The sequence below is a fragment of the Pseudomonas sp. LS_2 genome (assembly GCF_042709235.1).
GTDB lineage: Bacteria > Pseudomonadota > Gammaproteobacteria > Pseudomonadales > Pseudomonadaceae > Aquipseudomonas.
In genome coordinates this window covers 76,881-101,373 of sequence record NZ_JAVAYC010000007.1, presented here as the reverse complement: position 1 = coordinate 101,373, position 24,493 = coordinate 76,881, and the positions used below count along the sequence as shown (strand labels likewise).

Here is a 24,493-nt window from a genome sequence, read left to right as displayed (position 1 = left end):
CCCGGAAGCCCCTGCTGGTCTCATATCTTCATAGGTAATGAGCTCGGGCTTTTTGGGCCCTTGCTCGGGTTTACCGCAGTGCGGGTTCGACACCCGCACCCCGGCTTGTTGCAGGTACAGCGTTTTGGATCAGGTGCCGCTTTGCAGCAGCATGTTGCGTACATGGCCGATTGCCTTGGTCGGGTTCAGACCCTTCGGGCAAACGTTCACGCAGTTCATGATCCCGCGGCAGCGGAATACGCTGAACGGGTCATCCAGGGACGCCAGGCGCTCCTGAGTCTTGGTGTCGCGGCTGTCGGCCAGGAAACGGTAGGCCTGCAGCAGAGCGGCGGGGCCCAGGAACTTGTCCGGGTTCCACCAGAACGACGGGCAGGAGGTCGAGCAGCAGGCGCACAGGATACACTCGTACAGGCCGTCCAGCTTGTCGCGATCTTCCGGCGACTGCAGACGCTCGATGGCCGGGGCCGGCGTATCGTTCTGCAGGAACGGCTTCACCTTCTCGTACTGCTTGTAGAAGATGCTCATATCGACGACCAGGTCACGGATTACCGGCAAACCTGGCAGTGGACGCAGAACCAGCTTGTTGCCCTTGACCACGCCGGACAGCGGAGTGATGCAGGCCAGGCCGTTCTTGCCGTTCATGTTCATGCCATCGGAACCGCACACGCCTTCGCGGCAGGAGCGACGGTACGAGAAGCCCTCGTCCTTCTCCTTGATCAGTGCCAGTACGTCCAGCACCATCAGGTCCTTGCCACCGGTATCGACGTCGAACGACTCCATCTTGGGCGCCGAGTCGGTGTCCGGGTTGTAACGATAAACTTCGACTTTCAACATAGCGGCCACCCTTAGTAAGTCCGGACTTTTGGTTCGAAGGCAGGAACGGTCTTCGGCGCAAAGTTGACACCGCGCTTGGCAACGCGCTTCTCACCCGGGTAGTACAGGGTGTGGCACAGCCAGTTTTCGTCGTCACGGTCTTCGAAGTCTTCACGGGCGTGGGCGCCGCGGGACTCTTTACGGGCTTCGGCCGCGATGGCGGTGGCTTCGGCGACTTCCAGCAGGTTCTGCAGCTCCAGCGCTTCGATACGCGCGGTGTTGAAGGCCTGGGACTTGTCGTTGATCTTGACGTTGGCGATGCGGTCACGCAGGCCCGCCAGCTGCTCGATACCCTTCTGCATGTATTCGCCAGTACGGAATACACCGAAGTAGTTCTGCATGCAGCTTTGCAGTTCGCGCTTGAGGCTGGCCACGTCTTCGCCGCTGGTACGCTCGTTGAGCTTGTTCAGGCGGTTCAGGGCAACGTCGACATCGGTATCGCTCGCGTCGCGGTATTCGACGCCGTCGCTCAGGGCTTTTTCCAGGTGCAGGCCTGCGGCGCGACCGAAGACCACCAGGTCGAGCAGCGAGTTGCCGCCCAGGCGGTTGGCACCGTGAACCGATACGCACGCCACTTCGCCTACGGCGAACAGGCCAGGAATGATCTGGTCCTTGCCGTCGGCGTCCATGGTGATGGCCTGGCCATGAATGTTGGTGGCCACGCCGCCCATCATGTAGTGGCAGGTCGGTACGACCGGAACCGGCGCGACCACAGGGTCGACGTGGGCGAAGGTCTTGGACAGCTCGCAGATGCCTGGCAGGCGGCTGTGCAGCACTTCCTCGCCCAGGTGGTCCAGCTTCAGCAGTACGTGGTCCTTGTTCGGGCCCACGCCGTTGCCGGCGATGATTTCCTTGACCATGGAACGGGCGACCACGTCGCGGCCAGCCAGGTCCTTCGCGTTCGGCGCGTAGCGCTCCATGAAGCGCTCGCCATGGGCGTTGATCAGGTAGCCACCTTCACCACGGCAACCTTCGGTCACCAATACACCGGCGCCGGCGATGCCGGTCGGGTGGAACTGCCACATCTCGATGTCCTGTACCGGCACGCCAGCACGCAGGGCCATACCGATACCGTCACCGGTGTTGATCAGGGCGTTGGTGGTGGAGGCGTAGATACGGCCAGCACCGCCAGTAGCCAGAACGGTGGCCTTGGACTTGATGTACATGGTTTCGCCGGTTTCGATGCAGATCGCGATCACACCGACGAACGCGCCATCCTGGTTCTTCACCAGGTCGACCGCGTAGTACTCGTTGAGGAAGGTGGTGCCTGCCTTCAGGTTGCCCTGGTACAGGGTATGCAGCAGCGCGTGGCCGGTACGGTCGGAAGCGGCGCAGGTACGGGCGGCCTGGCCACCCTTGCCGAAGTCCTTGGACTGGCCACCGAACGGACGCTGGTAGATACGACCGGTTTCGGTACGCGAGAAAGGCAGACCCATGTGGTCCAGCTCGAAGACCGCAGCCGGGCCTTCCTGACACATGTACTCGATAGCGTCCTGGTCACCGATGTAGTCGGAACCCTTGACGGTATCGTACATGTGCCAGCGCCAGTCGTCGTTCGGGTCGGCCGAAGCGATGGCGCAGGTGATGCCACCCTGGGCGGAAACGGTGTGCGAGCGGGTCGGGAAGACCTTGGTGACTACGGCGGTCTTGTGGCCACCTTGAGCCAGCTGCAGTGCGGCACGCATGCCTGCACCGCCACCACCGATGATGATGGCGTCGAAGGAAATCGTTGGAATGTTAGCCATGAATCAGATACCCCAGAGAATCTGCACACCCCAGACGAAGTAAGCGAACATCGCAACGCCGCATACAGCCTGGAACAGGAAACGGATCGCAGTCGCCGACTTGCCGAACGACATCGGCGTCAGGTAGTCGGTGGCGATGGTCCACATGCCGACCCAGGCGTGGGCGCCCAGGGCAACGAGGGCCAGCAGACTGAAGATCCGCATCGCGTTGTTGGAGAACAGGGCGTGCCACTGGGCATAGTCGATGCCCGGGTTCACCACGAGGTAGCCGATCAGGAAAATGAAGTAAGCCGCGAGAACGACCGCAGAAACGCGCTGCGCCATCCAATCATAGAGGCCCGAACGCGACAGGTTCGTGACATTGGTTACCATACCCAAACTCCCGCCAGAACGATCACCACCACGGAGATGACGATCACGATTTTCGAGCCCAGCTTGCCGCCTTCCAGCGTCTCACCGATACCCATGTCCATGATCAGGTGGCGCACGCCGGCCACCAGGTGATACAGCAAGGCGGACAGCAGGCCCCAGATCACGAATTTGGCCAGCGGGCTGGTCAGGCACGCTTTAACCTCGCCGAACCCCTCTTCCGAACCCAGCGACTTGCTCAGTGCATAGAGCATGATAGCCAGACCGACGAACAGGATGACGCCGGAGATACGGTGAAGAATGGAGGTATAGGCGGTGATCGGGAGTTTGATGGTCCTTAGGTCTAGGTTTACAGGTCGTTGGCTTTTCACGGCTTTTTTCACACTGAAGAGCCCCTAGCTAACAGGGCAAGGTTGTTGGTTAGTGTACTGGTCAGGTACCCACCACCCAGGGAACGGCGACCCCCAGCAGTTCGGGCTTGCAAGCCCCTGGCGGTCGGCTGCCGAGTATAGACAGTTAGGCTGCTTATGACAACGTGAAGGGCTCGCCCAAATAGCGCATTGCCTTTGGCGAGCAAAAGGCGTAAACGGGCGGAAATTTCTCGGAAAACCGTGGCTTGGAGCGGGTTTCAAGCAGCCTTTAGGCAAATTGACATTCGAATTTATCCCTCTATAGTGGTGCGGGCCCTGCGTGGGGGGTCTGTCTGATGATTTCAAGCATTAATAGGAGGCCACATGGCTGACAAAAAAGCGCAGTTGGTCATCGAGGGCAATGCCCCCGTAGAGCTGCCCATTTTAACCGGCACCGTTGGTCCCGATGTAATCGACGTCCGCGGGTTGGGGGCTACCGGTCACTTCACCTTCGACCCTGGCTTCATGGCGACCGCCTCGTGCGAGTCGAAGATCACCTACATCGATGGCGACAAGGGCGTGCTGCTGCACCGCGGCTACCCGATCGAACAGCTCGCCGAAAAATCGGACTACCTCGAAACCTGCTACCTGCTGCTCAACGGCGAACTGCCGAATGCCGAGCAGAAGGCTCAGTTCGTCAGCACCGTGAAGAACCACACAATGGTCCACGAGCAGCTGAAGTCCTTCTTCAACGGCTTCCGCCGCGACGCTCACCCGATGGCGGTGATGTGCGGCGTGGTCGGCGCCCTGTCGGCGTTCTACCACGACTCCCTGGACATCAATAACCCGCAGCACCGCGAGATTTCCGCAGTGCGCCTGGTCGCCAAGATGCCGACCCTGGCCGCGATGGTCTACAAGTACTCCATGGGTCAGCCGATGATGTACCCGCGCAACGACCTGTCGTACGCGGAGAACTTCCTGCACATGATGTTCAACACCCCGTGCGAGATCAAACCGATCAGCCCGGTGCTGGCCAAGGCGATGGACCGGATCTTCATCCTCCACGCCGACCACGAGCAGAACGCCTCCACCTCCACCGTGCGCCTGGCCGGCTCCTCGGGCGCCAACCCGTTCGCGTGCATCGCCGCCGGTATCGCCGCGCTGTGGGGCCCTGCCCACGGCGGTGCGAACGAGGCCGTCCTGACCATGCTCGATGAAATCGGCGATGTCTCGAACATCGACACGTTCATCGCCAAGGCCAAGGACAAGAACGACCCGTTCAAGCTCATGGGCTTCGGTCACCGCGTGTACAAGAACCGCGACCCGCGTGCCACCGTGATGAAGCAGACCTGCGACGAAGTGCTCAGCGAGCTGGGCATCAAGAACGACCCGCAGCTGGAACTGGCCATGCGCCTGGAAGAGATCGCCCTTACCGATCCGTACTTCATCGAGCGCTCGCTGTACCCGAACGTGGACTTCTACTCGGGCATCATCCTCAAGGCGATCGGCATTCCGACCAGCATGTTCACCGTGATCTTCGCCCTGGCTCGTACCGTGGGCTGGATCTCGCACTGGAAGGAAATGCTCTCTGGGCCGTACAAGATCGGCCGTCCGCGCCAGCTGTACACCGGCGAAGCACAGCGCGACATCGTCGACCTGAAAGACCGCAAGTAAGCCCGCGCTGAACGCATGGAAAAGGCCGCCCTCGGGCGGCCTTTTTTCGTTTTGCAGCAGTCAGCTTCAGGGTTTCTCAGCCAACGTACGCAGGCCTTTGAGCGTATTGAACGGCGCATCCACCACGAATTTGTTCGCCAGCCACGAAGGCACGCTGCCTCCCGGCTCGGTATGCACCTGGTAAGTCACTTCGGTGCTATCGCCCTTGGGCACCAGCTTCCAGAAACCCTGCACCTGGCTCACACGCACATAACCCTCGGTCTGCGGCAGGTATTCCGGAGCCTCCTCAAGCGTGCGCACCAGGCTGCCATCGGCCTCTTCACGGGTAGTCACGTGCAGCACCGAATCCCGTGGAGTCACCGGCCATGGCGTATTGAACTGGGTGTAGGTCCAGCTCTGGTCGCCTTCGTGCTTGAGCAGCTTCTGCGACTTGCATTCATGCACCCACTTGCACGCGCCCACCACGTCCTCCTGCAACGCCTTGACCTTGGCCAGCGGCGCTTTTATCACCGTTACGCCGCGGTAAGCCTTGTACTTGGAGCCCGGCACCTCGCTCAAGGACACCTTGATGCCCTCCTCGTCCTTGGCCACCTGCCAATTCTCGGCCCAGGCCGCCGGTGCCAGCACGACACCCAGGCCACACAGCAGTGCAATTCGCTTGATCGATCTCATCGTCTTGTTCCTTTTATCGAAGACCCAGCCCGTCACGCCGCCGTCATGCGCTCCAGCCAACCGATGATACGGATGGCTTCATCCCGGTCATGGCCACATACCTCCGGATCTGCCTTGAACCCACCGCATACGCTTGGCCGCTCGGGCTTGCCGAACAGCGCACAGAGGTTTTCCACGCTCAGGTGCAGGCAACGCTCACCGGCCGGCTTGCCCTGGGGCATGCCGGGAATCGGCGAACTGATGGATGGGGCAATGCAGCAGGCACCGCAGCCCTCGCGGCAATTCATGACAACAGGACCTCATGAAGGAAAGGTGACGAACCCCTGGATACTAACCGCTCAAACAGGCGTTTGAAATTGCCCTGTACAGGAAAGGAGCTGTGACCGAACGGTCAGTTGCGAAATTCGAAATCGATTGCCGCGCCTTCGACGTCACGACGACTGTCGTTACGCATCTGCAACTGCATTTCATTGCTGATAAGACGCCCGTTCAGCTGGAAGGGGCTGTCATCCTGCACCGGATTCTGCGGGAACATGGCAGGCAACAATGGCTTGCGCACCACAGGCGCATCACCTACATCCGGCTTGAGGTCGCCGACCATGTCGGCAGGCAGGCTGAGGTCGAGCTTGGGCGAGGGCAGCGGCTTGGCGACCGCCTTGCTGGTGTTTTTTTTCCCGGCGGGCTTCTGCTTGGCCTTGGGCTTGGCCGCGGGTTTCGCCACCGCCTTTGCCGGCGCCTTGGTCGACTTTTGCTGGGCGGCCTCGGCTTTCGGCTGCGGCTGCGCAGCTTGCACCCCGCCGCCCGGCAACCAGGACAGCGCGATGCACAGCGTCAGCGCTAATGGGCGAAGCAGGTTCATAAATATCGAGAGCAGGCCATAAAACGCAAATGCTCCCTTTTTCCCGGCCATCTGACAAGCCTAGGTATTGTATGAAAAATGTATCTCGAACAATTCCTAGAACAACGAACCTGCCGAGTCACGACACAATTGGTGCGCCAGCAACCCCAGGGTCATCACTGCCCGCTCGGCCTCTCGACTCCATGGAATGCCGCAATTGAGGCGGATGCAGTGGTTGAACTGCTCTGTGTTGCTGAAGATAAGCCCCGGCGCGATGCTGATACCCTGCTCCAGCGCGCGCACATGCAGCTCCTGGGTATTGACCCGCCCCGGCAAACTGATCCACAGGATGAAGCCACCGCTGGGCCGCGTCATCTGCGTACCTTCCGGGAAGTGCTGCTGCACCGCCAGCTGATAGGCACTGAGGTTCTTGCGGTATTCCTGGCGAATGTAGCGCAGGTGGCGATCGTAGCCGCCGTTCTCCAGGTAAGCCGCCACGGCCATCTGCGTCACGCTGCACGCTGAATGGGTGGTAAAGGTCTGCAAGCGCTGGATTTCCTCCTGGTAGCGCCCGGCGATCAGCCAACCGACCCGCACACCCGGCGAGAGGGTCTTGGAGAAGCTCGAACAGTAGATCACCCGGTCCAGCCGGTCGAAGGCCTTGAGCGCCTTGGTCCGCCCCTGTTCGAACATCAACTCGCCGTAGACGTCGTCCTCGACCACCTGGATATCGAAATCCGACGCCAGGCGCAGCAGCTGCTTCTGGCGCTCCTCCGGCATCGTGCCGCCCAGCGGATTGCTCAGCCGCGGTGTCAGCACCAGGGCCTTGATCGACCACTGGTTGGCCGCCAGCTGCAAGGCCTCCAGGCTAATACCGGTGGACGGGTCGCTGGGAATCTCGATGACCTTCAAACCCAGCAGGTCGGCCAACTGCAGCAAGCCGTAGTAGGCCGGTGACTCGGCGGCTATCAGGTCGCCCGGCCGGGTCAGCACGCGCAAGGCCATCTGCAGTGCGTCGACGCAACCATGGGTCACCACCACTTCCCGCGTATCGACCAGCACCCCGGCGTCGCGCATGCGAATGGCGATCTGCCTGCGCAGCGGCTCGAACCCAGGGCTGAACATATAGCTGAAGGCCCGCGGGCTGTGGAAGCGAGTGACCTTGGAGATTTGCTGGTGCAGGGCTCGCACCGGCAGGTAGTCCACATGCGGCACCGCAGCACCGAACGGGAATACGCCGTCACGACGGGCTTCGGTCAACACCTGCTGGATGATGCTGGCCCGGGTGACCAGGCCAGGGCGCTCGACGCGGGCGATATCCGGGGTTTGCGCAGTCAGCGCGGGCGTCTGGTGCACGTAGTAGCCCGATTGCGGGCGCGCTCGAATCAGGCCTTGGTCCTCGAGGTTGGCGTAGGCCTGCAACACCGTGGCATGGCTGACATTGAGCTGGGCGCTCATCTTGCGCACGGAGGGCACGCGCTCGCCTGGCTGGTAGACACCCTGACGGATGTCATCGGCCAGTTGCTGGGCAATGCGCTGGTACAACAGCAGGTTGGTCATGGCGATTCTCGAAACGCGAAGGCTCGTTGTTCTTGTCGGTGGGAACAGAATACCGTAACAGTTGCGAAGTGTACTGGGACAGATCCGAGAATAGTCGACATCACAGTGGCGTGTCAGCGTCTCTGTGAACAACGCCACATTACAGACGGCACAAGGCCGCCCCGCCAGGCATCCGCAGATGCCCGAGGGAGCGGCCTTGCGAGTCGCAGGCAGTGCCTAGCGTGGCGCTGCGAGCTTGCCTTTCTCGTCGGAGAAGACGATTTCCACGCGACGGTTCTGCGCCCTACCCCGCTCGGAGGCATTGGCTTCTATCGGGTACTGATCGCCATAGCCTACGACCTGGATACGCTTCTCGTTGATACCCAGGTCGACCAGCATGTCGGCCACCGACTGGGCGCGGTCCCGAGACAAGCGCAGGTTGTCTTCCGGGTTGCCGGTGCTGTCGGTGTAGCCTTCGATGCGCACCACGCGGCGCGGGTTGAGCTGGAGGAACTGCACCAACTTGAGCACGGTACGGCTCGCCGAGTTCTTGAGGTCGGCCTGGCCGGTGTCGAACAGCACATCGCCCAAGGTCATCACCAGGCCCCGGTCGGTCTGCTCGGAGGCCAGGGCCGCAATCTGCGACTCGACCCATTTGCCCTGTTGCTGCACGCTGGCAAGCTTGGCCTCGCGCAGCGCCAATTGCAGACGCTGGCGCTCCATCTCCAGCTTAGTCAGGCGTGCCTGGTTCGCCGCCAGTCTGGCGTGCTCGCCAGCGATTTCGCTGTAGCGCTGGCTGAGATAGGCGTAGTGCCGCACGTCGGCACCACTGCCCAGGTAACCCGCCAGCCGCTCGGCACGCCCCAGGGACTCACCGGCACGAATGACATCGCGTGGCGCGCTGCGCAGCACCTCGGAGTTGTCCTTTACCTTCTGGAACGCGGCATTAGCCTCATCCAACGCCGACTCGCTGCGCTGGCTGACACACCCCTGCAAGCCGACCAGCGCCAGCAATGCCAGGGCCACCATCGATCTACTGGGCGTCATGGCTGGGCCTCCAGCTGCTTGCGCAAGCGCTTGACCCGCGACTGCAACAGGTCAAGCTGCTCCTCGCTCTTCTCGGTCAGCACCCGCGCTTCGGCCAGGCGTGCGTCCAGCTCGGCCTGCTCGGCGCGCATGCGCGCATCACGGTAGTCCTCGGTGGCCAGGTTGGCCTTGGCGCGGGCGAACTTGTCTTCGGCCAGCTTCATCTCGGGCACCTGGTCGGTGGCACCGACCGCCTTGGCTTGCGCCAGGGCTTGCTCGGACAGTCGCATCTGCTCATGGGGCGCCGGGTCATTGGCGCAGCCCGCCAGGCCAAGCATGGCCAGGGCAAGGATCAGGGGTTGGGTTCTCACGCACTCTTCCTACTGTTTGGGGGCGTCCGCAGGCGCCTGCATCTGCGCTTTCCAGCGCTCGACATTGCGTTGCAACACGGCCTCGGACGCTCCGGAGGTCGGCAATTCTGTCAGTTTTTTCGCCAATTGCCCACGCAACCAGGCATCGTTACAGGCCGAGTTGTGCGAAAGCGCCAGGTACAGGCCCGGACGATCGACCGGCAAGCCCCGAGTGACAAGGTCTTTGCCTACGCCCAGGGTTTGTGCCATGGCCATTCCCGAGTAACGCCCGGCCAGCACGTAGTCGACCTGGCCCAGCACCAGTTTCTGGAAGGCCTGGGTCAGGTTCTGTGCCGGCACCAGTTTCAACTGGGACTTGGCGAACACTTCGAAGGCCGAGGTCAGCCGCGCCTTTTCCGAGACGCTGCCCTGGTAGCGGGCCAGGTCTGCCGGGCCGTCGAAGTCCAGCAGCGAGTCGTGACGGGTCCAGACCAGGTATTCGTTGAGCTGCAATGGCGGGTGGATGTAGTCCAGCGCGGTCAACTGGGTAGTCTGCAAAGGCGCGTCCAGCAGCAGGTCCATGCGCCCGCTGCGCACCTCTTCCAAGGCCTGGTCGCGGCGCCCGACGTGCAGCACCTCGAGTTTCAGGCCCAGCTCCTGGGCCACCTGGCGCAGCAGGTCGACATTGGCGCCGATCAGGTGCCTGGGGTCTTGCGGGTCTTGCCAGGAATACGGCGGCGCATCCGGGCTGCCGGTGGCCACCAGCTTTTCGCATTTGCCAGCAGCCATCGCGACTGGCGACAGCAGGGCCATCGACCAGGCCACAGCCCTGAGCCTTGCGCGAAATTCCATGGTTCACTCCTCGGTCCATACAACGGTCGACGCATAAAAAAGCCCGACCCCCTCACAGGGGCCGGGCTTCTTTATAAGTGAAGCAGTCGGCTCAGACCAGCTTTTCCAGCTCTGGAACCGCTTCGAACAGGTCGGCGACCAGGCCGTAGTCGGCCACCTGGAAGATCGGCGCCTCTTCATCCTTGTTGATCGCGACGATCACCTTGGAGTCCTTCATGCCTGCCAGGTGCTGGATCGCGCCGGAGATACCGACAGCGATATACAGCTGTGGCGCGACGATCTTGCCGGTCTGGCCGACCTGCATGTCGTTCGGCACGAAGCCTGCGTCGACCGCGGCGCGCGAAGCGCCCACGGCAGCACCGAGCTTGTCGGCCAGGGTGTAAAGGTGCTTGAAGTTGTCACCGTTGCCCATGCCGCGGCCACCGGAAACGACGATCTTGGCAGCGGTCAGCTCGGGACGGTCGGACTTGGCCAGCTCTTCGCCAACGAACGCCGACTTGCCAGCGTCGTGGGCAGCAGCGACCGCTTCGACGGCAGCCGAACCACCTTCTGCGGCCACGGCGTCGAAACCGGTAGTACGCACGGTGATGACCTTGATCGAAGCGCTCGACTGCACGGTGGCAATGGCGTTGCCGGCGTAGATCGGGCGCTTGAAGGTATCGGCCGATTCAACGGCGATGATCTCGGAAATCTGGTCGACATCCAGCAGCGCAGCAACGCGCGGCAGAATGTTCTTGCCATTGGTGGTAGCCGGGGCCAGCACGTGGCTGTAGCCCTTGGCCAGCTCGACGATCAGCGGGGCTACGTTTTCCGGCAGAGCGTGGGCGTAGGCGGCGTTATCGGCCACCAGCACCTTGGCGACGCCAGCGATTTTCGCGGCAGCTTCGGCAACACCCCCGACGCCCTGGCCTGCGACCAGCACGTGGATATCGCCACCGACCTTGGCAGCGGCAGCGACAGTGTTCAGGGTAGCCGGGGCAACGGCACCGTTCTCGTGTTCAGCGACAACCAGGATAGTCATTTAGATTACCTTCGCTTCGTTCTTCAGCTTCTCGACCAGTTCGGCCACCGACTTGACCTTGATACCGGCGCTGCGGGCAGCCGGCGCCTCGACTTTCAGGGTCTTGGTGGTGGAGGCGGTGGAAACGCCCAGCGCGTCTGGGGTGACGGTCTCCAGCGGCTTTTTCTTGGCCTTCATGATGTTGGGCAGCGACGCGTAGCGTGGCTCGTTCAGGCGCAGGTCGGTGGTGACGATCGCCGGCAGGTTCAGCGCGACGGTCTGCAGGCCGCCATCGATCTCGCGGGTGACGTTCAGCTTGTCGCCAGCAACTTCCACCTTGGAGGCGAAGGTGCCCTGGGCGTAGCCGGTCAGCGCGGCCAGCATCTGGCCGGTCTGGTTGTTGTCGCTGTCGATGGCCTGCTTGCCGAGGATCACCAGCTGCGGCTGTTCCTTGTCGACGATGGCCTTCAGGGCCTTGGCCACGGCCAGGGAATTCAGTTCATCGCTGGTCTCGACCAGGATGGCGCGGTCGGCACCCAGTGCCAGCGCAGTACGCAGTTGCTCCTGCGCGGCGGTCGGGCCGACGGCAACGGCGACGATTTCAGTGGCGACGCCTTTCTCTTTCAGGCGCACGGCCTCTTCCACGGCGATTTCGCAGAAGGGGTTCATGGACATCTTGACGTTTGCAAGGTCGACGCCGGAGTTGTCCGCCTTGACGCGAACCTTGACGTTGTAGTCGACCACTCGTTTGACAGCTACAAGAACCTTCATGGATTCCTCGTTACTCTCCGGTGAAAAGAATGTCGCCTGGGCAGGCCCGGCGAATGCGCGTGGGTACAAGGACACCTCTAAAAACGATGCGAGGCGAGGAAAATTTTCAGTGACCGATCAGTCTTGTCACGACTGCGCGGGCAAAAGCTGCGGGTCATTTCCTGTGGTGGCGTGTAGACTCCACTACAAAAGGCCCGATGGCTTGAAACTCCTGCTCTACGCCAGGTCTTTAGGGGTGCACCTGCGCCCGACGGTCTGCCTACGGCGAACGTAAAACCGCTCGTATCTTGACCGTAACACCCAATCCGGTCAATACGGCAAATCGGCCAGCCTTTGGCTCCCCTCCTGCGAGTTTACTGGGCTGCGGCAAATTCAAACAAACGTTTGTATTGGACCCGCCACCTAGTGTAGATATAATGCGCGGCCAAGATAAAACGGTGTAGTCCGTCCCCGGCACAGCTACAGCCGCGTACGTGCGACAGCACCCATAAGATCAGCAAAAGCGTGAGCCTTGAGTAGGAGAGAACCTGTGGAACGCGAATACATGGAATTCGACGTGGTCATCGTCGGCGCAGGCCCGGCGGGCCTGTCCGCCGCCTGCCGCCTGAAGCAGAAGGCCGCCGAAGCCGGTAGCGAGATCAGCGTCTGCGTGGTCGAGAAAGGCTCCGAGGTCGGCGCCCATATCCTCTCCGGCGCGGTGTTCGAGCCACGCGCCCTGAACGAGTTATTCCCCGACTGGAAAGAACTTGGCGCGCCGCTGAACACCGAGGTCAAGCGCGACGACATCTACGTGCTCAAGGATGCCGGCAGCGCCACCAAGGTACCGGACCTGTTCGTGCCCAAGACCATGCACAACCAGGGCAACTACATCATTTCCCTGGGTAACCTGTGCCGCTGGCTGGCCCAGCAGGCCGAGAACCTGGGCGTGGAGATCTACCCAGGCTTTGCCGCCCAGGAAGCGCTGTTCGATGAAAATGGCGTGGTGCGCGGCATCGTCACCGGCGACCTGGGCGTCGACCGCGAAGGCAACCCGAAAGACGGCCTGTACACCCCCGGCATGGAGCTGCGTGCCAAATACACCCTGTTCGCCGAAGGCTGCCGCGGCCATATCGGCAAGCAGCTGATCAAGCGCTTCGACCTCGACAACGAATCCGACGTGCAGCACTACGGCATCGGCCTGAAGGAAATCTGGGAAATCGACCCGGCCAAGCATGAGCAAGGCCTGGTGGTGCACACCGCAGGCTGGCCGCTGGACGTGGTCAGCGCCGAGAACACCGGCGGCTCCTTCCTCTACCACCTGGAAAACAACCAGGTGGTCGTCGGTCTGATCGTCGATTTGTCCTATGCCAACCCTTACCTGTCGCCGTTCGACGAGTTCCAGCGCCTCAAGCATCACCCGGTGATGGCCAAGTACCTGGAAGGCGGCAAGCGCATCAGCTACGGCGCCCGCGCCATCAGCAAGGGCGGCCTGAACTCGCTGCCGAAGATGGTCTTCAACGGCGGCGCGCTGATCGGCTGCGACCTCGGCACCCTGAACTTCTCCAAGATCAAGGGCAGCCACACGGCGATGAAGTCCGGCATGCTCGCTGCCGAAGCCGTGGCCGATGCGCTGATCGCCGGCAGCGAGGGCGGCGACCTGCTCAATGGCTACGTCAGCGCGTTCAAGGCCAGCTGGCTGCATGAAGAGCTGTTCGCCAGCCGCAACTTCGGCCCGGCCCTGCACAAGTTCGGCCCGCTGCTGGGCGGTGCGTTCAACTACATCGACCAGAACTGGTTCGCCGGCAAGCTGCCGTTCACCCTGCATGACACCAAGCCGGACTACGCCTGCCTCAAGCTCGCGGCAGACGCAAAGAAGATCGACTACCCGAAACCGGACGGCAAGCTCAGCTTCGACAAGCTCAGCTCGGTATTCCTCTCCAGCACCAACCATGAAGAGGAACAGCCCTGCCACCTGAAGCTGACCGACCCGAACGTACCGATCGCCACCAACCTGCCGCTCTACGACGAGCCGGCCCAGCGCTACTGCCCGGCGGGCGTGTACGAGGTGGTCACCCAGGAAAACGGCAACAAGCGCTTCCAGATCAACGCGCAGAACTGCGTGCACTGCAAGACCTGCGACATCAAGGACCCGTCCCAGAACATCACCTGGGTCACCCCTGAAGGCGCGGGCGGGCCGAACTACCCGAACATGTAACCTCGCTACTGCATGAAAAAGCCCCCACGGCCGCAAGGCCTGGGGGCTTTTTCATGGCGCACTGTCCAGCATCGCGCGGGCCGCTCAACAGCCGACAGCCCGCTCCTCCACCCGCAGCGATACCGCTTCGGCATACACCAGTGCGGTCAGCCACCCCACTCCCCCCATGATCGCGCAGAACCCCACGCACACCCATGGGCTCCAGGGCATCAGCGCGATCAGCGCCAACGGCGTGGTACTGGCCCACAGCGCGTAAGCGATGTTGTAAGTGAAGGAAATTCCGGATACACGAATCTCGGCCGGGAACAACCCCACCATCACCGACGGCACCACCCCCACCACGCCGCATGACAGCCCGGCCAGGGCATAGGCCAGCCAGGTCCAGCCCCACTGCCCGACCAGGCTGGCATAGAGCGCACCGATGCCCAGCGGCAGCACCAGGCTGTAGATCATCAAGGCACGCCAGGCGCCGATGCGGTCGACCAGCAGCCCCGCCAGCACGCAGCCGATATTCAGGAACACGATACCCACGCTGCTCAAGGCGAACGTGTGCGCCGCATCAATGCCAAAGCGCTGCTGCATGACGGTCGGGGTGATCACCACCAGCACCACCACTGCCGAGGTCAGCACGCAGGTCAGCAGTGCTGCGGGAATCAACGCCTGGCGATGGCGGCTCAGCACCTGGCGCAGCGGAAACGCCACCGGCCGTGCCTGGCGCTCACGCAGCGCCAGAAACACCGGCGTCTCGCTCAGCCAGCGGCGCAGCCACACACCCACCACCCCGAACACGCCGCCCAGCAGGAACGGGTAGCGCCAGGCATAGTCGAGGATTTCCTGCGCAGTGAACAACTGCGCCAGCAGGCTCGCCGTCAGGGCCCCGAGCAAGTAGCCGAAGGTCAGCCCGGCCTGCAAAAAGCCCAAGGCATAACCGCGCCGGCCAGGGGGTGCGTGCTCGGCGACGAAGGTCCAGGCACTGGGCACCTCGCCGCCCACCGCCGCGCCCTGCAGGATGCGCAGGGCCAGCAACAGTAACGGCGCGGCGTAGCCGATATCGGCATAGGTCGGCATCACCCCGATCAGCAGGCACGGCAAGGCCATCATCAGGATGCTCAGGCTGAACACCCGCTTGCGCCCCAGGTGATCGGCGAAGTGCGCCATCAGAATGCCGCCCAGCGGGCGCGCCAGGTAGCCGGTGACAAAGATGCCGAAGCTTTGCAGCAGGCGCAGCCACTCCGGCATTTCTGGCGGGAAGAACAGCTGGCTCAGGGTCAGGGCGAAGAACACGAAGATGATGAAATCGTAGATTTCCAGCGCGCCGCCCAGCGCCGCCAGGCCCAGGGTGCGGTGGTCGCTACGGCTGAAGCGAGACGCGCGGGCGGTAGTGTTGGCAGTCATGGCAGGTTCCGCGAATAAGCAAGGCGCAGAGGATACCAAATGCCTGCCGCAGGTGTCGGGCAAGCATCAGTTGGAGCGGCCGAACACCGTGTGCGCGAAGTTCAAGCGCCGGCGGGGGTAGCCTGCTACCGACCCTTGGCCTGCGGGCAGCGCCAGTTGCCCAAGCCGTTGTGGCGAGTCGATGATCGCCATGAAGGACTCCAGCGCCTCGCTGTCCGGCGCATTCGGCAGGCTGATGCTCACGGCCTGGCGCTCGGTCTGCGGCACGCTGGGCACCTTCAGATGATGGGAGTGATACAGCAAGGCGTGCTGGATCTGCGCACTGACCCGGCAGAACCGCACCAGGTCGACACCGGCATGGCTACCCAGCTCGATATTGCCCACCAGCAGGTGGAAAGGCTGCAAGGCGCACTGCACCAGGCGTTGCAGTTCGTCGAAAGTCTCCACCGGGGCGATGCGGTAGTAGCCCAGGCCATTGAGCATCTTCTCCAGCTGTAGCCGCTGGTAGGGGTGCTCGTCGGCGATAAGGATCCGCAGGGTCTTGTTCGGCATGGTCAGGGCCTGGCAGGAAGGTGTCGGGAAAATGCTCCTTGACCATACGGCGCCCATGTAGGCGATGCCGGGGCTACGCCTGGCGGGGGTCTTTGTTGATAGTTGTCGTGAAACAGCTGGAAATCAAGTGGCCAGCATGGGGAATTTTCACCTCTGTTTCACCCGCTTTTCACCCTGAGCGACTGCAACGCTAAATCCCCCCCGCCTGGGTTCGTCTACCTGTGGCCCCCGTGCGTGCCTCGATTGGGTAGCGCGCGCCCCTCACACCTGGCTGGAAGTCCGCATGAGACGCACATCCAACACCCCTCGCCGCCTGCTTATCGGTGGCCTGGGCCTGCTTTCCCTGGCTTGCCTGCTGGCCTGGAAAGCCCAGCCGTTCGGCGCCCCGCCGGTCAGCACGGTGCAGGTGACACGCGCCGACATCGAAAGCAGCGTCACCGCGCTCGGCACCTTGCAGCCACGGCGCTACGTCGACGTGGGCGCCCAGGCTTCCGGGCAGATCCGCAAGCTGCACGTGGAGGTCGGCGACCCTGTGCGCCAGGGCCAGTTGCTGGTCGAAATCGACCCTTCCACCCAGCAGGCCAGGCTCGATGCCGGGCGCTATTCCATAGAGAACCTCAAGTCCCAGCTCGCCGAGCAGCGCGCCCAATACCAACTGGCCCAGCAGCAATACCGTCGCCAGCAGGACCTGAGCAAGGCCGGCGCCACCCGCGAAGAGGAAGTGCAGGAAGCCCAGGCCCAGGTGAAGGTGACCCAGGCGCGTATCGACATGTACCAGGCGCAGATCCACCAGGCCCAGGCCAACCTGCGCAGCGACGAGGCAGAGCTTGGCTACACGCGCATCTACGCGCCGATGAGCGGCACCGTGGTGGCGGTTGACGCGCGCGAAGGCCAGACCCTCAACGCCCAGCAACAGACGCCGTTGATCCTGCGTATCGCCAAGCTTTCGCCGATGACCGTCTGGGCCCAGGTTTCCGAGGCCGACATTGGCCAGGTCAAGCCGGGCATGAGCGCCTACTTCACCACCCTGGCCGGCGGCAAGCGCCGCTGGAACAGTACCGTGCGGCAGATCCTGCCGATCCCGCCCAAGCCGCTGGACCAGACCAGCCAGGGCGGCGGCAGCCCGACCAGTGCCGGCAGCGGCAGTAGCGATAGCAAGGTGGTGCAGTACACCGTGCTGCTGGATGTGGAAAACCCCGACGGCGCGCTGATGGCCGAGATGACCACCCAGGTGTTCTTCGTCGCTGGCAGCGCCAGCCAGGTCCTCACCGCCCCCCTGGCGGCCCTGGACGAGGGCCCTGACGGCAACCTGCGCCTGGCCCAGGTGCTGACCCGCGACGGCACCATCGAGCAACGCAAGGTGCGCACGGGTCTGAGCGACCGCCTGCGGGTCCAGGTGCTCGACGGCCTCAGCGAAGGCGAGCACCTGGTGATTGGCGCACCGGGCGCCAGTGGAGGCTGAATGAACGCACCACTGATCGAGCTCGACGACATCCACAAGGTGTATGGCGGCGTCGACGCCCCCGAGGTCCAGGTGCTGCGCGGCATCAGCCTGAGCATCCGTCCCGGCGAATTCGTCGCCATCGTCGGCGCCTCGGGCTCGGGCAAGTCGACCCTGATGAATATCCTCGGCTGCCTCGACCGGCCCTCCTCCGGCAGCTACCGCTTTGCGGGTCGCGATGTGGCCGAACTGGACAATGACGAACTGGCCTGGCTGCGCCGCGAAGCCTTCGGGTTCGTGTTCCAGGGCTACCACCTGATCCCCTCGGGCTCAGCCCTGGAAAACGTGGAAATGCCAGCTATCTACGCGGGCATCCCCGCCGACGAACGCCATGCCCGCGCCCGCGCCCTGCTCGAGCGCCTGGGCCTGGCCAGCCGCACTGGCAACCGCCCGCACCAGTTGTCGGGCGGGCAGCAGCAACGGGTATCGATCGCCCGTGCGCTGATGAACGGCGGGCATATCATCCTCGCCGACGAGCCCACCGGCGCCCTCGACAGCCACAGCGGGGCCGAGGTGATGACGCTGCTCGACGAGCTGGCAAGCCAAGGCCATGTGATCATCCTCATTACCCACGACCGCGAGGTGGCAGCCCGCGCCCGGCGCATCATCGAGGTGCGCGACGGTCTGGTCATCAGCGACTCGGCCGCCGAGCCAGCGACCGCCGAGCCCGCCCCCGGCCTTCAGGCCGACGAGGTACGCCAGCGCCTGGACCGCGGCGCCAGCCTGCGCGGGGCCTGGAAAGGCGAGCTGGTCGAAGCGCTGCAGGCGGCCTGGCGGGTGATGTGGATCAACCGCTTCCGCACCGCCCTGACCCTGCTGGGCATCGTCATCGGCGTGGCTTCGGTGGTCGTGATGCTGGCCGTGGGCGAAGGCAGCAAGCGCCAGGTGATGGCGCAGATGGCCGCCTTCGGCTCCAACATCCTCTACCTCAGCGGCAAGCATGCCACGGCGCGCGAACCCGGCGGCATCGTCAGCCTCGACGACGTCGCCGCCCTCGCCGCCCTGCCGCAGGTGCAGCGCATCATGCCGGTGATCGGCGGCGAGCTGATGGTGCGCCATGGCAACAACAACCAGCAGTTCTACGTGGGGGGTAACAACACCGACTTCCCCCAGATTCTCAATTGGCCGGTGGTCGAAGGCAGCAATTTCACCGAAGCCGACGAACGTGCCGGCGCCGCCGTGGCGGTGATCGGCCCCAAGGTGCGGGAAAAGCTGCTCCCGCCGGGCGGCAACCCGCTCGGCCAGTACCTGCTGATCGAGAACGTACCCTTCCAGGTGATCGGCATCCTCGCCGCCAAAGGCGCAAGCTCCGGCGACCAGAACGCCGACGAGCGCATCGTCGTGCCCTATTCGGCGGCCTCCACGCGCCTGTTCGGCAAGCACGACCCCGAATACGTGATCATCGCCGCCAGCGACTCCAGCCGCGTAGCCGAGACCGAGGCGGCCATCGAACACATCATGCGCAAGCGCCACCAGGGCAAGAAGGACTTCGACCTGACCAACGACGCCGCGCTGATCCAGGCCGAGGCGCGCACCCAGAACAGCCTGTCGCTGATGCTTGGCGCAATTGCCGCGATTTCGCTGCTGGTCGGCGGGATCGGGGTGATGAACATCATGCTCATGACCGTGCGCGAACGTACCCGCGAAATCGGTATCCGCATGGCCACCGGCGCGCGCCAGCGCGACATCCTGCGCCAGTTCCTCACCGAGGCGGTGATGCTGTCGATGGTCGGCGGTGTCACCGGCATCGTTCTCGCGCTGGGCATTGGCGCCAGCCTGCTGCTGGCGGGCATCGCCGTAGCCTTTGCCGTGCCGGCGATCGTCGGCGCCTTCGCCTGTGCGGTGGTCACCGGCGTGGTGTTCGGCTTCATGCCGGCGCGCAAGGCTGCCCGCCTCGACCCGGTCAAAGCCCTTACCAGCGTGTAGCCCATGACATTGCCAAGACCCATCAGCCTGTTGACCCTGAGCATCGCCCTCGCCGCCTGCTCCGCCAGCCCGCCACCGGCCGCCGACCTCGACCCGCCGCCAACGTGGCAAGGCCCGGCCGATCAAGCCTTGCCCTTGCCAGACCATGACTGGTGGCGCGGCTTCGCCAGCCGCGAACTGGACCGCCTGGTGCAACGCGCCCGCGACAACAGCCACGACCTGGCGGCCGCCACCGCACGCGTGCGCCAGGCCCAGGCCAATGCGGTGATCGCCGGCGCCCCGTTGCTGCCCGAACTCCAGCTGGGCCTGGATGGCAGCCGCCAGCGCCTGCTGCGGGGCGATGGCAACAACCTGCTCGACGCCAGCAGCAGCGAACGCACCAGTACGTCGTTCGGCACCCGCCTGAGCGCGAGCTACGAACTGGACTTCTGGGGCGGCCTGCGTGCCGCCCGCGACAGTGCCCTGTTCAGCCTCGATGCCAGCCGCTTCGATCGCCAGACGGTGGAGCTGACCCTCACCAGCGCGGTGGCCGACAGCTACCTGCGCAACCTGGCCCTGATAGAGCAGCTGCGCATCGCCCGCCTGAACCTGGAAAATGCCCGGGACGTCCTCGGTCTGGTAGAGGCCCGCACCCAATCAGGCGCCGCCACTCGCCTTGAGCTGGCCCAGCAACGCAGCCTGGTAGCAGCACAGGAGCGCCAGTTGCCCTTGCTGGAGCAGCGATGGCAAGACAACCGTGTCACCCTCGCCACCTTGCTGGGCGACCCTGTCCAGTCGCTGGCCACCGCTGATGAGTCGATCGATGGCCTGCGCTGGCCGCAGATCGGCAGCGGGATACCCAGCGAGCTGCTCAGCCGCCGCCCGGACATCGCCAGCGCCGAGGCCCGCCTGGCTGCCGCCAGCGCCGACGTGCAGGTGGCCAGGTCAGCGATGTTGCCAAGGGTGGTGCTGGGCGCCGACCTGGGCAGTGGTGCGCGCACCTTCGCCAACCTGTTCGACAGCCCGTTCTACACCCTCGCTGCGGGGCTCACCGCGCCGATCTTCGACAATGGCCGGCGCCGTGCCGGGCATGAACTGGCCAAGGCCGTGCAGGACGAATTGCTGGAAAACTACCGCACCAGCATCGTGGCGGGCTTCGCCGATGTGGAGAAGGCGCTCAACGCCATCGCTGGCGTGGATCGCCAGCGCCAGTGGCAGGACGAGGAAGTGCGCCAGGCGCGCATCGCCTTCGCGCTCGCCGAGCAGCGCTATGCGGCCGGTGCCGAGACATTACTGATCGTGCTGGAAACCCAGCGTACGCTGTACCAGGCGCTGGACCAGCAGGCGCAGTTGCGCCTTGCCCGGTTGCAGGGCAGCGTGGCGCTGTACAAGGCGCTGGGGGGTGGGTGGCAGGTGGCTTCGCAGCACTAGACGCGGCGCCGGTGGCAGCCTCTTTGCGGCAGGCGCGCCTTCGAAGGTCTAGCGCTAGACTCGGGAACGGCGCGGTCCCGCGAAGAAACCAGAGCCTTGATTAGGAAACGATGTTCTTCAACGACAGGTGCCGCGCATACCACGGTCTGCGCGGCACCCGGTCGAGCAAGGGCTGGATACCGTCCTCATCGCCAAAGGTAATGCGCAACGCCAGCTTCATCACCTCCACGTCCATCTCCACCGTCTTGCCCGGCAGCGTGCCTGGCACGCTGCTGCACCCGTGGGTGTCCGGCCCCAACCACGGGTCGTCGACCTCAACCCAAGGCCCCGGCGCGAACCACTTCACGCCGCTGACCTCCAGGCGCTGCACCTGGCCTGGGTGGTGACGTTCATGGGCGCGATACCAGTCCTCGATGCGGTCGTCGATCCAGCCATGGAACCCCCAGAACACCGGGTGCACATGGGAGGAAAACGGGTCGCCGAGGAAATCGTTCTGCGGGCCGAACCAGCGGGCGGCGAAATCCGCAGGGTTGCGGGCGAACGGCAGCGGGATACCGTTGGACGGGTCGCGCGGCACCGAAGCCCAGCACATGTGCAGCCAGTCGTGCAGGTTCATCTCCAGTTCCGAACCCAACGCGCCCAGGCTCAGCTTCGACAGGTACGCCGGGTCCTGGTACTGCGACTCCCAGACCTGGAAATTGCCGCTGAACGTCTCGCCCGCCTTGATCGCCGACACCCACTGGCCATAGGCCTCGTCACCCGGCGCTTGCCAACTGGGCGGCACACAGCAGCCATCGTGATTGTCGTAGTAGCGGGCAAAGCCGACCCGGTCGAACTCCACGTTCGGTTGTGGCAGCGGAAAGTGCTGCCAGGAAGGCAGCGGCTGGAAGCTGCGTGCGATACCGAGCATGTGCCGGTGCATGAACAGGAAATCGATACCCGAACCGTTGCGGTGCTTGCGTGGGCCTCGGGCATCACGCTCGCGGTCACGCGGGCCAGGCTGCCAGCCCAGGCCACGCAAGGCATTGCGCTTGTCCTCGGGAATCTTGTGCCACTGGTCGCGGGTCGCGTGCCAGAGCTGGTGGAACAAGCGATGCTCGGGGCTCAGTACCCAGGCGTGCATCTGCTCGGTATAGGGCAGCCGGTCGCGGGCCTCGGGAAACAGGCGCTTGACCGCAACGAAACGGCTGTCGGGCAAGGTCAGCGTCAAGGGCCGGTCCAGGCGCGCCAGGCGGCCGCTCAAAGTACCGCTGCCAGCATTGGCGAAACTGCCCCACACCTCATCGAGACTGGCCACGCATTCGTAGCCAGGGCCGCCGCAGTTGCTCAGCAGGCGCCAGCGCACCTCGCTCGAAGACGCCCCGACCAGGTCCCCCAGCACCCGATAAGCCACTGGCCCTGCTTCGCGCAAGCGCTCGCCGGTATCGACGAAACCGCGCAGGCCACGGCCCTTGGTGGCGATATCGAAGAACACCTCGACGCCTTCCAGCGGCAAGCCTTCAAGCCCGGCATCCTTGCCCTCGAAACGGATATCCCAGACGCCTCGCAGGTTGTCGGCCAGAACCTGCCCGGCATAATCGGCCAACTCCACACTGGCCTCCCCTGGGGTGACGACATCGTCCTCCGGGTCATGGGTCAGTTCCTTGTGGGTGTAATAGGCAGCGGTGCCCGCAGCCCCCGCCACTGCCAGGCCTGCGATGAATCCTCGTCGGGAAATGCTCATTGCGCCTCTATCCGTTCCAGCCGAGCTGCGGCTTCTATCCCAGCTAGAACGTAAGCCAGCAGGGGAAATTTACCGGGTCCGGGGCCGCCGACTGCGTCGCGACCCCGGCAATCCGCAGGCCTCAGGCCGAGGCCACGGCGGCCTGGACTGCCCGAGCGAAGCGATCGGCCACTTCGTCCACCTGCTCGGCGCTGATGATCAGCGGCGGCAGGAAACGCACCACGGCGCCATGGCGGCCGCCCAGCTCGAGGATCAGACCGCGCTTGAGGCATTCGCGCTGCACCTTCGGCGCAAGCTCCCGGGACGCCAGTGGGTGGCCCAGGGCATCGCGCTTGCCGCTCGGGTCGATTAGCTCCACCCCCAGCATCAGGCCACGTCCACGGATATCGCCCAGCTGCGGGAAGTCCCGCTGCAAATGTTGCAGGTGGCCACGCAGGCGTTGCCCCATGGCTTCGGCATGCTCGCTGATGCGGTGCTCCACCAGGTAGTTGATCACCGCCGAACCCGCCGCCATAGCCATCTGATTGCCGCGGAAGGTCCCGGCATGGGCGCCTGGGGTCCATTTGTCCAGCCATTCGCGATAGACCACCACGGCCAGCGGCAGGCTCCCGCCGATAGCCTTCGACAGGGTCACGGCATCCGGCACGATGCCGGCGTGCTCGAAGGCGAACATCCGCCCGGTACGGGCGAAACCACTCTGGATCTCGTCGACGATCATTGCCACGCCGGCCTGCTCAGTGATGCGGCGCACCCCGCGCAGCCACTCGATGTCAGCCGGAATCACGCCGCCCTCGCCCTGGACCACCTCGAGGATGACCGCCGCCGGCAGTTGCACACCGCCTTCAGGGTCCAGCAGCAGGTTTTCCAGATAATGCAGGTTGGCCCGCACACCGGCCTCGCCGCCCAGTCCGAACGGGCAGCGGTAGTCGTATGGATAAGGCATGAACTGCACGCCACTGTTGAGCAGCGCGCCCATTGGCTTTTTCGGTCCCAGGCTGCCCATCAGGCTTAGCGCGCCCTGGGTCATGCCGTGATAGGCGCCCTGGAACGCCAGGACGGTGCTGCGACCGGTGGCAGTGCGGGCAAGCTTCAGCGCAGCTTCCACCGCATCGGTGCCGGTCGGGCCGCAGAACTGGATCTTCGCTTCGCGACGCAGTGCCTCGGGCAGCACACCAAACAGGTCCTGGACGAACTGGTCCTTGACCGGGGTGGTCAGGTCGAGGGTGTGCAGCGGCAGCTCGTCAGCCAGCACACGCTGGATCGCCTCGATCACCACCGGGTGGTTGTGGCCCAGGGCCAAGGTACCGGCGCCGGCCAGGCAGTCGATGAACTGGCGGCCTTCGACGTCCTCGACGTAGAGGCCACGGGCACGCTTGAGGGCCAGGGGGATGCGCCGCGGATAGCTGCGGGCATTGGACTCCTGCTGTTGCTGGCGCAGCAGCAGGGCTGAATCCTCGAAGTGGTACAGGGGCTGGGGCTCGCCCGCTGGACGGGCCTGGGCAAGGCTGGAAACGTTAGACATTGGTTGATCCTCGCAAGCAGAAAGGAATGCCCGCCACGTCCCTGTATCCGGAGGTGTGTCGGGGAAGTCATCGCTTGGAAAACGCTTGAGTGAGGCGAGGATTTAGCGCAGGGCGGGGTATTTGTGATGCAAGCGTGGCTGGAGTTTGCGGTGGCAGTACCGGCCTATTCGCGGCAAGCCCGCTCCTGCAAGGCCGGCGCCGACCTTGAAA

General features: G+C 64.0%; 22 protein-coding genes. 5 read left to right on the top strand and 17 right to left on the bottom strand.

Features of this window, described 5'->3' with window-relative positions; translation table 11 throughout:
• Positions 1-129 precede the first annotated feature (129 nt).
• The 4 genes from RAC97_RS08790 to sdhC are packed head-to-tail and all read right to left on the bottom strand — an operon-like array spanning position 130 to position 3,370.
• Entirely contained in the window at positions 130-834 is a 705-nt protein-coding gene (locus RAC97_RS08790) for a succinate dehydrogenase iron-sulfur subunit (protein ID WP_012315348.1), read from the bottom strand.
• 11 nt (positions 835-845) lie between these two features.
• The gene (gene sdhA / locus RAC97_RS08785; protein WP_375100949.1) at positions 846-2,618 is read right to left on the bottom strand and encodes a succinate dehydrogenase flavoprotein subunit; all 1,773 of its coding nucleotides are present in this window, start codon (positions 2,616-2,618) and stop codon (positions 846-848) included.
• Between the two features lie 3 nt (positions 2,619-2,621).
• Complete coding sequence (sdhD, locus tag RAC97_RS08780; RefSeq protein ID WP_375100948.1) at positions 2,622-2,990, bottom strand: succinate dehydrogenase, hydrophobic membrane anchor protein; 369 nt, start codon at positions 2,988-2,990, stop codon at positions 2,622-2,624.
• A complete protein-coding gene (sdhC, locus tag RAC97_RS08775; protein ID WP_375100947.1) occupies positions 2,984-3,370 on the bottom strand; it encodes a succinate dehydrogenase, cytochrome b556 subunit in 387 nt (128 codons plus the stop codon). The genes sdhD and sdhC overlap by 7 nt, the downstream gene beginning before the upstream one ends.
• Before the next feature lie 351 nt (positions 3,371-3,721).
• Between sdhC and gltA the strand changes: the two genes are divergently transcribed.
• The gene (gene gltA, locus RAC97_RS08770; protein WP_375100946.1) at positions 3,722-5,011 is read left to right on the top strand and encodes a citrate synthase; all 1,290 of its coding nucleotides are present in this window, start codon (positions 3,722-3,724) and stop codon (positions 5,009-5,011) included.
• Between the two features lie 66 nt (positions 5,012-5,077).
• Here the strand turns inward: gltA and RAC97_RS08765 are convergent, their stop codons facing one another.
• The 9 genes from RAC97_RS08765 to RAC97_RS08725 all read right to left on the bottom strand — a co-directional run bounded on the left by RAC97_RS08765 (position 5,078) and on the right by RAC97_RS08725 (position 12,059).
• Complete coding sequence (locus tag RAC97_RS08765) at positions 5,078-5,683, bottom strand: START domain-containing protein (protein WP_375100945.1); 606 nt, start codon at positions 5,681-5,683, stop codon at positions 5,078-5,080.
• 32 nt (positions 5,684-5,715) lie between these two features.
• A complete protein-coding gene (locus RAC97_RS08760; RefSeq protein WP_375100944.1) occupies positions 5,716-5,970 on the bottom strand; it encodes a YkgJ family cysteine cluster protein in 255 nt (84 codons plus the stop codon).
• Between the two features lie 104 nt (positions 5,971-6,074).
• The gene (locus RAC97_RS08755; protein WP_375100973.1) at positions 6,075-6,542 is read right to left on the bottom strand and encodes a hypothetical protein; all 468 of its coding nucleotides are present in this window, start codon (positions 6,540-6,542) and stop codon (positions 6,075-6,077) included.
• Between the two features lie 96 nt (positions 6,543-6,638).
• Positions 6,639-8,081 (bottom strand): PLP-dependent aminotransferase family protein, encoded by a 1,443-nt coding sequence (locus RAC97_RS08750; protein WP_375100943.1) that lies wholly within the window; start codon positions 8,079-8,081, stop codon positions 6,639-6,641.
• Between the two features lie 216 nt (positions 8,082-8,297).
• Positions 8,298-9,107, bottom strand: a complete 810-nt coding sequence (locus RAC97_RS08745; protein ID WP_375100942.1) for an OmpA family protein — start codon at positions 9,105-9,107, stop codon at positions 8,298-8,300.
• Positions 9,104-9,457: a DUF4398 domain-containing protein gene (locus RAC97_RS08740; protein WP_375100941.1), complete on the bottom strand. Its 354-nt coding sequence runs from the start codon at positions 9,455-9,457 to the stop codon at positions 9,104-9,106. Before RAC97_RS08740 ends, RAC97_RS08745 begins: the two co-directional genes overlap by 4 nt.
• A 9-nt stretch (positions 9,458-9,466) precedes the next feature.
• Positions 9,467-10,288: a substrate-binding periplasmic protein gene (locus tag RAC97_RS08735; RefSeq protein ID WP_375100940.1), complete on the bottom strand. Its 822-nt coding sequence runs from the start codon at positions 10,286-10,288 to the stop codon at positions 9,467-9,469.
• 91 nt (positions 10,289-10,379) lie between these two features.
• Positions 10,380-11,309: an electron transfer flavoprotein subunit alpha/FixB family protein gene (locus tag RAC97_RS08730; RefSeq protein ID WP_375100939.1), complete on the bottom strand. Its 930-nt coding sequence runs from the start codon at positions 11,307-11,309 to the stop codon at positions 10,380-10,382.
• Positions 11,310-12,059, bottom strand: coding sequence for an electron transfer flavoprotein subunit beta/FixA family protein (locus RAC97_RS08725; RefSeq protein ID WP_375100938.1), 750 nt, complete (start codon positions 12,057-12,059; stop codon positions 11,310-11,312).
• A gap of 529 nt (positions 12,060-12,588) precedes the next feature.
• Here RAC97_RS08725 and RAC97_RS08720 point away from each other — a divergent pair.
• Entirely contained in the window at positions 12,589-14,253 is a 1,665-nt protein-coding gene (locus RAC97_RS08720; protein ID WP_375100937.1) for an electron transfer flavoprotein-ubiquinone oxidoreductase, read from the top strand.
• A gap of 84 nt (positions 14,254-14,337) precedes the next feature.
• Here RAC97_RS08720 and RAC97_RS08715 read toward each other — a convergent pair whose 3' ends face one another.
• On the bottom strand, positions 14,338-15,648 hold the full coding sequence (locus RAC97_RS08715; RefSeq protein WP_375100936.1) for an MFS transporter: 1,311 nt from the start codon (positions 15,646-15,648) through the stop codon (positions 14,338-14,340).
• A gap of 66 nt (positions 15,649-15,714) precedes the next feature.
• The gene (locus RAC97_RS08710; RefSeq protein ID WP_375100935.1) at positions 15,715-16,200 is read right to left on the bottom strand and encodes a histidine kinase; all 486 of its coding nucleotides are present in this window, start codon (positions 16,198-16,200) and stop codon (positions 15,715-15,717) included.
• Positions 16,201-16,483: 283 nt separating this feature from the next.
• Between RAC97_RS08710 and RAC97_RS08705 the strand changes: the two genes are divergently transcribed.
• The 3 genes from RAC97_RS08705 to RAC97_RS08695 are packed head-to-tail and all read left to right on the top strand — an operon-like array spanning position 16,484 to position 21,037.
• Positions 16,484-17,662 (top strand): efflux RND transporter periplasmic adaptor subunit, encoded by a 1,179-nt coding sequence (locus RAC97_RS08705; protein WP_375100934.1) that lies wholly within the window; start codon positions 16,484-16,486, stop codon positions 17,660-17,662.
• Entirely contained in the window at positions 17,663-19,627 is a 1,965-nt protein-coding gene (locus tag RAC97_RS08700) for a MacB family efflux pump subunit (RefSeq protein WP_375100933.1), read from the top strand.
• A 3-nt stretch (positions 19,628-19,630) separates the two neighbouring features.
• Complete coding sequence (locus tag RAC97_RS08695; protein ID WP_375100932.1) at positions 19,631-21,037, top strand: efflux transporter outer membrane subunit; 1,407 nt, start codon at positions 19,631-19,633, stop codon at positions 21,035-21,037.
• Positions 21,038-21,137: 100 nt separating this feature from the next.
• On the opposite strand, the gene RAC97_RS08690 is transcribed toward RAC97_RS08695, so the two are convergent.
• On the bottom strand, positions 21,138-22,760 hold the full coding sequence (locus RAC97_RS08690; protein ID WP_375100931.1) for a twin-arginine translocation signal domain-containing protein: 1,623 nt from the start codon (positions 22,758-22,760) through the stop codon (positions 21,138-21,140).
• Positions 22,761-22,881: 121 nt separating this feature from the next.
• Entirely contained in the window at positions 22,882-24,282 is a 1,401-nt protein-coding gene (locus RAC97_RS08685; RefSeq protein WP_375100930.1) for an aspartate aminotransferase family protein, read from the bottom strand.
• Between the last annotated feature and the right edge of the window lie 211 nt (positions 24,283-24,493).